This is a genomic window from Pseudomonas sp. (genome assembly GCF_050739995.1).
Taxonomy (GTDB): domain Bacteria; phylum Pseudomonadota; class Gammaproteobacteria; order Pseudomonadales; family Pseudomonadaceae; genus Aquipseudomonas.
This window is the reverse complement of the sequence record NZ_JBOICG010000074.1, coordinates 1-8,273: the sequence shown is the minus strand read 5'-3', so window position 1 is coordinate 8,273 and position 8,273 is coordinate 1. Positions and strand designations below refer to the sequence as shown.

Sequence of the window (8,273 nt, the reverse complement as noted above, 5' to 3'; positions counted from 1 at the left end):
CAGGTATATCGCCATCGCAGGCAAGCCAGCTCCCACAGGAGACCTCATCGGCTGTTAGGGATTCAGCGTCTGATCAACCAGCACCTCAGCATCCGTTGGCATTGCTCAACGCGGCTGAGTGATGAGCCGTTTAGCGTGCCTCAGAACGGAGCTTCTCTGTGAGGGCGCTCAACGCGCACTGAAAGATCGGATGCCATTCATTTGTAGGTTCCTTGCTCAACGGGTACCAGAAAAAATGAAACCAATGTCCTCCATCATCTTCTGCAAAATGTGCCCATGTATCTGGAAGGTCCGCCGAGACCTGGCATTGATGAAATGCCCAGGTTTGACCAGTGATTTCTGCATGCCAGATTCCTAAGTCCCGTATGACGTTGCCGGCTATTCCTGCTTCTTCTTGTAACTCTCGAATAGCGGCAGCGGCTGTGGTCTCACCAGGTTCTATGCTGCCCTTGACCAGTTGGAAGCCCGCCAGCGGGTGTTCGAATGCCAGGATTTCCACGGACTGTCTTGTGCGAAGGACTACGGGGCACGCCTTGTTGATGATCATCGTTATTGTTCTACCCTAAACGCGTGCACCCGCTCTTGGGGCGAAGACTAATGGATGGCGTACATTGTGTCAGAACCTCTGAAGGGTGATCAGTCTTACAGTGGTGGCAACCTAAAGCCTTCACACAGCCGCCTCCTGGCGTCACATGCAAGTCATCGGGCGCGCCTACTGTAAAGTGCAGATGGACGCACCGAGTGTGGTGCGTGGCGGGTTGCACTCGGGTAATGTGGCCGCCGCTGGCTTGGGGCCGGCGTAAGCAACGGGCGGCCAGTGGTGCAATAAGTCTGGCGAGAAGCGAAGAGGGTGTTTTGATGGCGGGCAGGTTGATCTATCTCATCGGGCCATCGGGTTCGGGCAAGGACAGCCTGCTGGATGCCGCACGTCCACGTTTGGTCGAGCGCGGTTGCCGTATCGTGCGCCGCGTCATCACGCGCTCGGCGGAAGCGGTGGGCGAAGCAGCGCAAGGTGTAAGCCCGGAGCAGTTTGCCGTGATGCAGGCCGAGGGCGCGTTTGCCCTGAGTTGGCAAGCCAATGGGTTGTCCTATGGCATCCCCAAGGCAATCGACGATTGGCTGGCGGCGGGGGAGGACGTGTTGGTCAATGGCTCCCGCGCGCATCTGGCGCAGACGCGCGAGCGCTATCCCACCTCGTTGGTGTTGTTGCTGACGGTGGATCAAGCCGTGTTGCGCGAGCGTTTGATTGCGCGTGGGCGTGAGTCGTTGGCGGATATCGAGGAGCGGTTGGCACGCAATGCACGGTTCACCGCCGAGCTGATTGCCGGCAATGGCGCGGGGTTGTTCGTGCTGGATAACTCCGGGCCACTGGAGCATACCGTCGAGCGCCTGCTGTGCTGCCTGGATCACGGGCATTAAGCCGCTCTTCCTTTCGTTTAATGGATATGTCCTGAGCGATGGGGAAAGAGCGTACTTGAGCAAAAAATGCTTTTTTAGATTTTGTTTTTCTCTTGGGAAAACAACTCGATATCGCCCAGGGTTTTATGTTGTCGAGTGTTTAAATTGCAAAGGAATGCTTAGTTGTATCGCCTCGTATTTCGAGGCGTGCAGGTGTTGCGGTTAGAACCAAATCTACGTTGGTATCGGCTTTTTCAGCGTGCGAGTTTACCTCTGGAACGGTTGGCTAACGATCGGTTAGCCGGCTCTCTTTATTAAACCCAAAGGCGCCGCACCATGAACAATTATGACCTGCGTAGTATCAGTCCTCTCAACAACTTGCCGGTATCGGACCCCGGCCCGTTTGGTGTGGGGAGTGGTAATAAACCTTCTTACACAACGGACCAGGCAGCCAAACAGCTCACGCGGGAAAACCTGCGTTTTCATGACCGTAACGGTGATTCGAAAGTCGATGTGAATTACACGGTGGATAGCAGTTTCACCCACCAGCAACAGCAACGCGTCCGCCAGGCGGTGCAGTCCTGGCAGGATGTGGCCAATATCAACTTTCGCGAGCAATCAAGCGGGACCGATGGCACGCTTAACATCCGCAACAACCCACGCGGTGATCGCGGTGTTGCCACATTTCCCGGACGTTCTACTACCCACACCACCGCCACGATCGGCACGCGGGGAGAGAGTGGGGCACCGGCATTGGGCAGTCACTTTTCGGTGACGGCTATCCATGAGGTTGGCCACGCCATTGGCCTGCATCATCCGGGGAACTACGACGGGCACGGCTTCGATTATCAAAACAACGCGGTCTACGCCGAAGATACTAAGGCGCGTACGGTGATGAGTTATTGGTCGGAGAAAAACCAGAAGGGACACGACTTCAAAGGGCAAAATCCCTCCGCACCGATGATGGACGATATCGCGGCGGCGCAACGCCTGTACGGGGCCAACCACCAAACCCGCAACACCGACACCACCTATGGCTTCAACTCCAATACTGAGCGGGAGGCGATGAGTCTCAAAAGCGCGGCCGACAAACCCGTCTTCTGTATCTGGGACGGTGGTGGCGTCGACACGATGGATTTCTCCGGGTTCTCCCAGGACCAGACCATCAACCTGAACGCCGAATCGTTTTCTGATGTGGGCGGATTGAAGGGCAATGTGTCCATTGCCAAGGGCTGTACGATTGAAAACGCGATTGGCGGCTCTGGGCGAGACAACATATCGGGGAATGAGGCGGCAAACCGGATCAAGGGCGGTGGGAAGGGCGACTCCCTGAGAGGCGGTGGCGGCGCGGACACCTTTGTCTACGACAGGGCCAGCGATTCCACGCCGACCGACCCGGACATGATCGAGGATTTCAGTAGTGGTACGGACAAGGTCGACGTGTCGGGAGCCTTGAAGGAAGCGGGTGTGCGGTCACTCGTTTTCACTGACCGGTTCACTGGGCGAGCCGGGGAGGCGGTGCTCAAGCATGACCCCAGCACCGGTCTCTCAAGCCTGGCCATTGACCTGAAGGGAAGCGGTAGCGCGGACCTGTTGATCAAGAGCAAGGGTGAGATCAAGCCAACTGATGTGCTGTGGGGCGGTCAAGCGCCTGAGGTTCAGCCTGCGCCAGCTCCCGCACCGACTCCTGCGCCGCCTCCGGCTCCAGCACCCGCTCCCGCCCCGTTGCAGGATAAGACACAGGAACATGCCGCCGGCTTGATTCAGATGTTTGCTATCACCCTGCTAGCATTTTTCTCGCAGTTGCTGAGCCTGCTGGCATCGCCGTCTGGCCAAGCATCTGCGGAAAAAAAACAGTCTTGAACCGCTCCCTCAAGCAGTGGCGGCCGTGGCCTGGCGTGAAGCGCTGAGGAACCGCAGCAACGCAACCAGAGGGAACGCACTGCCTACCAGCATCACACCCAGCCAGCCGCCGTGTTCGTACACACTGCTGGCAATCGCCGAACCAAACGCGCCGCCGATGAAAATGCTGGTCATGTACAGCGCGTTCAGGCGGCCGCGACTGTGGGCGTCGAGGGCGTAAATCGCGCGTTGGCCGAGCACCATGTTCATCTGTACGCAGAAGTCCAGGACCACGCCGGTTACCGCCAGGCCGATCACGCTGTACAGCGGATGCACGAAGGCCGGCAGGAAACTCAGCGCGGCAAACAGCATGGCCAGCAACGAAGCGCGGTGAGTGTGGCCGGCATCGGCCAGGCGACCGGCGATGGGCGCAGCAATAGCGCCCAGTGCGCCGACCAGCGCAAACAACGCAATCTCGCTTTGGCTCAGGCCGTGATTACGCGCCAGTTCCAGTGGGGCGGCGGTCCAGAACAGGCTGAAAGTCGCAAACATGCAACCCTGGTAGAACGCCCGTTGGCGCAGTACCGGTTGCTCACGCAGCAGGGTGCCCAGGGAACGCAGCAACTGGCCATAGCTGGCGCTGTGGTCGGGCTGACGCTTGGGGATGGTCAGCAGCAATACCACGCTGATAAACGCCATCAATGCGGCGGCGGCCATGAACATCGCGCGCCAGCCGAAGTGGTCGGCCACCACACTGGACACCGGTCGTGCCAGCAGGATTCCGAGCAGCAGGCCGCCCATGATGCTGCCGACCACACGGCCACGGGACTCGGCGGGCGCCAGGTGTGCCGCCAGCGGGATCAGGATCTGCACCGACACCGAACTGAAGCCGATCAGCAACGACACCAGCAGGAACAGATTCGGCTGCTCGGTAAAAGCAGCGCCCAACAAGCTGGCGATGGCCACGACGGTCGTGATGATCATCAGCTTGCGGTTTTCCAGCAGGTCGCCCAGCGGCACGAGGAAGAACAGGCCGAGGGCGTAGCCGATTTGCGTCAGGGACACGATCAGGCTGGCCATCGTCGGGGTCAGGCCGATGTCGGGCGCAATCAGCTCGATGATCGGTTGTGCGTAGTAGATGTTGGCCACGATGGCGCCGCAGCAAAACGCGAACAGCATCACCATGCTCCGGGTCATGGTGCTTGTAGCGTGGGATGTAGCGTTCATGGTGTTCTCATAAAAGCGTAGGAAAGTGGGGCGAGCCTAAAGACAACACCGTAGCCCGGGTAGGCCGCTGGCAGTGATATCACTCATGTCCGGTATTGATGAGTGAATCGTTAACTTTCTGCGCGAAGGGTAATGATACATTCAGACACAACAGCCGAAACAGGAAATCCACTGCGATGAAGATCACGTTGAACAAGATGCTCCTGGCTTCCACCCTCGCCGCGGCCATGGCCATGGGGCTCGCCAATGCCGCCGAAGCACCGCGTGTCGGGGTACGCGGCGCGATTACAGCGGTCGACGGTGATGCGCTGCACGTCAAGGTCAACAGCGGCGAGGAAGTCACCGTCCACCTGACCAAGGACACCCAGGTGCGCGCTGTCACCCTGGCCAAGATCGATGAGATCAAGCCCGGCAGCTACATCGGCTCCGCCGCGATGCCGAATGCTGACGGCACGCTGACGGCGCTGGAAGTGCACGTGTTCCCACCGGCCATGGCCGGCACCGGCGACGGGCATCGCGCCTTCGACTTGAAAGAAGGCAGCAGCATGACCAACGGCACCGTCGGCGACCTGGTGGTCAGCAACGGGCGCACCTTGACCGTCAAATACAAGGGCGGTGAGCAGAAGATCGTGGTGCCGGATGATGTGCCCATCGTCAACCTGGAACCGGGGGATCGCAGTTTGCTCAAGGCCGGGGTGAAGGTGGTGCTGTTTGCAGCGAAGGGCGCGGATGGAACAATTACGGCTCAGGCCATCTCAGCCGGCAAAGATGGCGTAACTCCGCCGATGTAACGGCCAAACACAAAACCAAATGTGGGAGCTGGCTCCCACACTGGGCTGCATTTCTTCAGCTAGAGCGGGTTATTGACCAGAGTAGATCTGGTCAAAGACCCCACCATCATTGAAGTGGGTCTTCTGCACCGTACGCCAGTCACCAAAGGTCTTTTCCACCGACAGGAAGTCGACTTTCGGGAAGCGGTCGGTGTACTTGGCCAGCACTTTCGGGTCACGCGGACGCAGGTAGTTGTTGGCGGCGATCTCCTGGCCTTCAGGCGACCACAGGTACTTCAGGTAATCCTCGGCGGCCGCGCGGGTGCCTTTCTTCTCGACCACTTTGTCGACCACCGACACCGGCGGCTCGGCTTCGGCGGAGACGCTTGGGTAGATCACTTCGAACTGATCACGGCCGAATTCACGGGCGATCATTTCCGCCTCGTTCTCGAAGGTCACCAGCACGTCGCCGATCTGGTTGGTCATGAACGTGGTGGTGGCGGCGCGGCCACCGGTATCCAGCACCGGCGCTTGTTTGAACAGTTTGCCGACAAACGCCTTGGCCTTGTCTTCATCGCCGCCGTTTTTCAGCACATAGCCCCAGGCCGACAGGTAGGTGTAGCGGCCGTTACCCGAGGTTTTCGGGTTGGGCACGATCACCTGTACGCCGTCCTTGAGCAGGTCCGGCCAATCTTTCAGGGCCTTGGGGTTGCCCTTGCGCACGATGAAGACGGTGGCGGAGGTGAACGGTGCGCTGTTGTTCGGCAGGCGGGTGACCCAGTTGTCCGGCACCAGTTTGCCGTTGTCCACCAGGGCATTGATGTCGGTGGCCATGTTCATGGTGATCACGTCAGCGGGTAGGCCGTCGATGACCGAACGCGCTTGTTTGCTGGAGCCGCCGAAAGACATCTGCAAGGTCAGCTTGTCGTTCGGGTGCTCGGCTTCCCAATGCTTCTGGAACGCGGCATTGTAGTCCTTGTAGAAATCGCGCATCACGTCGTAGGAGACGTTGAGCAGGGTGACCGGTGCGGCGTGGACGGCGCCGGCCAGGGCCAGGCCGGCGGCCAGTAGAGAGGCGCTGAGGATTTTTTTCACTGCTCATTCCTTGTTGTTCGAGAAGAAGAGGGGAAGGCCTTTTGCCAGCGACTATAGCCGGGGGGGCATAGTCGCTTAAAGATTAAAAAGAACTTTGCTTATTCCATTTTCTTAAACAGCGCACTGCCGCAACGAGAGCAAAACGCAGCGTTGGACTCGTGGGTGTTTTTCTTGCACACCGGGCAGTCGTGTTGCAGTTGCTCGCCGCGCATCGCGTTAGCCAGTTCCGCCGTAAAAATCCCGGTCGGTACGGCGATGATCGAGTAACCGGTGATCATCACCAGGGACGAAATGACCTGGCCCAGCGGCGTCTTGGGCACGATATCGCCAAAGCCCACGGTGGTCAGGGTCACGATGGCCCAGTAAATGCCTTTGGGAATACTGGTAAACCCGTGTTCCGGCCCTTCGATCACGTACATCAGGGTGCCGAACACCGTCACCAGGGTGCACACGCTGAGCAGGAACACCACGATCTTCTGCTTGCTGCCCCGCAGCGCCGACATCAGGTAATTGGCCTGCTTGAGGTAGGGGCCCAGCTTGAGTACCCGGAAGATCCGCAGCATACGAATGATGCGGATGATCAACAGGTATTGGGCGTCACTGTAGTACAGCGCCAGGATGCCCGGCACGATGGCCAGCAAGTCCACCAGCCCGTAGAAACTGAAGGCATAACGCAATGGCTTGGGCGAGCAATACAGCCGCAGCCCGTACTCGATGGCAAAGATGATGGTAAAGCCCCACTCGATGTAGGCCAGCACATCGGCGTAGTTGTCGTGCACCTCCTGGATACTGTCGAGGATCACGATCACCAGGCTGGCAAGGATGATCAAGAGCAGGGTGCTGTCGAAGCGTCGTCCGGCCACGGTGTCGCTCTGGAACACCATTACATACAGCCGTTGACGCCAGTTGTTGCTGTCCATGGAAGTCGCCTGAATCGAAGATCGAGCCAGCCTAGGGGGATTCGAAGGGGCTGTCCATGCGGGTTTTTTGCAGCATCCGCTGGCTGGCGCGCACCAGCCAGCAGGCGAGGACAAACGGCGCGGTCAGCGCAGGCAGGTGCAAGGCGGTGAAGCCGGGTGAAAGCACAATCGCCAACACGATGCCGAGCAACGGCAGCCAGGGCCGACGATAGATCTGGCTCAGCGCCAGGGCGGCAAGTGCGGGGTTGTAGCTGTGCAGGCCGAGCAGGGCGCTGGTGGGCTCGCCCAGCAGCAAGCCGACGAACACGCCGAGGCCGGCGCCGACCAACGCCCATAACGCGGCGCGACGGTTGGCCAGCAGCAGGCCCAGGGCAATCAAGGCACCGGCCAGGGGCTGGTCCAGCAACAGGATTTGCGCGAGGCCGGTAAAAGGCGCGCTGATAACGGCCAGGGTGTCAGGTTCGCCCAGGGCAAACGTGCTTTCAGGCACCGTGCCCATCAGTAACCAGCTCAGCCCGACAAAAGGAGCCGTGTAGGCAGGCAAATCATCCGGCTGGGTGGCATGTTTGAGCCATTGCCTCATGAGCATTGCACTCAGGCCACCGCACGCCAGAATCAATGGTGGTACCAACGCCGACCAGACGAAATGCTGGCTGATCAACACACCCAGCAGCACACCGTTGTAGCTGTACAGACCGGCCTGGCGTTCGGCCTTGGGATAACCTCGACGCTGGGCCGTGAGCAAACCCGCCACGCCACCCAGCAACGCCCCGCCGAACAAGGCCGGGGCGCCGATCAGGATCGCCAACAGGCACAGCAGGCCGCACAGCGGATGGCGTTGCAGGAAGATCTGGCTGAAGCCGTTAAGCAGGGCTTCGGCCCAGTCGGGGCAGGTGGGGTTGTGCATTGTGGTCAGTCAGTTGGACTCGGTTGCCCCCAATCGGGAGCAAGCCCCCTCCCACAATGAACTGCATTCACACATACAAATTTGTGAACCCAATCAAGTGTGGGAGGGGGCTTG

General features: G+C 59.4%; 8 protein-coding genes. 3 read left to right on the top strand and 5 right to left on the bottom strand.

The genetic code is table 11. The features are described 5' to 3' along the window. Positions 1-130: 130 nt before the first annotated feature. Positions 131-547 (bottom strand): NUDIX hydrolase, encoded by a 417-nt coding sequence (locus ACRESD_RS02570; RefSeq protein WP_431749490.1) that lies wholly within the window; start codon positions 545-547, stop codon positions 131-133. Positions 548-858: 311 nt separating this feature from the next. Between ACRESD_RS02570 and phnN the strand changes: the two genes are divergently transcribed. Together phnN and ACRESD_RS02560 are read left to right on the top strand one after the other, a co-directional pair. Next, complete coding sequence (gene phnN, locus ACRESD_RS02565) at positions 859-1,419, top strand: phosphonate metabolism protein/1,5-bisphosphokinase (PRPP-forming) PhnN (RefSeq protein ID WP_431749489.1); 561 nt, start codon at positions 859-861, stop codon at positions 1,417-1,419. Between the two features lie 315 nt (positions 1,420-1,734). Continuing rightward, positions 1,735-3,261 carry a M10 family metallopeptidase C-terminal domain-containing protein gene (locus ACRESD_RS02560; protein ID WP_431749488.1) on the top strand — a complete coding sequence of 509 codons (1,527 nt, stop codon included), beginning with the start codon at positions 1,735-1,737 and terminating at the stop codon, positions 3,259-3,261. 9 nt (positions 3,262-3,270) lie between these two features. Here the strand turns inward: ACRESD_RS02560 and ACRESD_RS02555 are convergent, their stop codons facing one another. Then, entirely contained in the window at positions 3,271-4,467 is a 1,197-nt protein-coding gene (locus ACRESD_RS02555) for an MFS transporter (protein WP_431749487.1), read from the bottom strand. A 176-nt stretch (positions 4,468-4,643) separates the two neighbouring features. Between ACRESD_RS02555 and ACRESD_RS02550 the strand changes: the two genes are divergently transcribed. After that, the gene (locus ACRESD_RS02550) at positions 4,644-5,258 is read left to right on the top strand and encodes a DUF5666 domain-containing protein (protein WP_431749486.1); all 615 of its coding nucleotides are present in this window, start codon (positions 4,644-4,646) and stop codon (positions 5,256-5,258) included. 69 nt (positions 5,259-5,327) lie between these two features. Here the strand turns inward: ACRESD_RS02550 and ACRESD_RS02545 are convergent, their stop codons facing one another. The 3 genes from ACRESD_RS02545 to ACRESD_RS02535 all read right to left on the bottom strand — a co-directional run bounded on the left by ACRESD_RS02545 (position 5,328) and on the right by ACRESD_RS02535 (position 8,159). Further along, on the bottom strand, positions 5,328-6,332 hold the full coding sequence (locus ACRESD_RS02545; RefSeq protein ID WP_431749485.1) for a sulfate ABC transporter substrate-binding protein: 1,005 nt from the start codon (positions 6,330-6,332) through the stop codon (positions 5,328-5,330). Between the two features lie 98 nt (positions 6,333-6,430). Further along, positions 6,431-7,252: an ion transporter gene (locus ACRESD_RS02540; RefSeq protein ID WP_431749484.1), complete on the bottom strand. Its 822-nt coding sequence runs from the start codon at positions 7,250-7,252 to the stop codon at positions 6,431-6,433. 31 nt (positions 7,253-7,283) lie between these two features. Beyond that, positions 7,284-8,159, bottom strand: a complete 876-nt coding sequence (locus tag ACRESD_RS02535; protein WP_431749483.1) for an urea transporter — start codon at positions 8,157-8,159, stop codon at positions 7,284-7,286. Between the last annotated feature and the right edge of the window lie 114 nt (positions 8,160-8,273).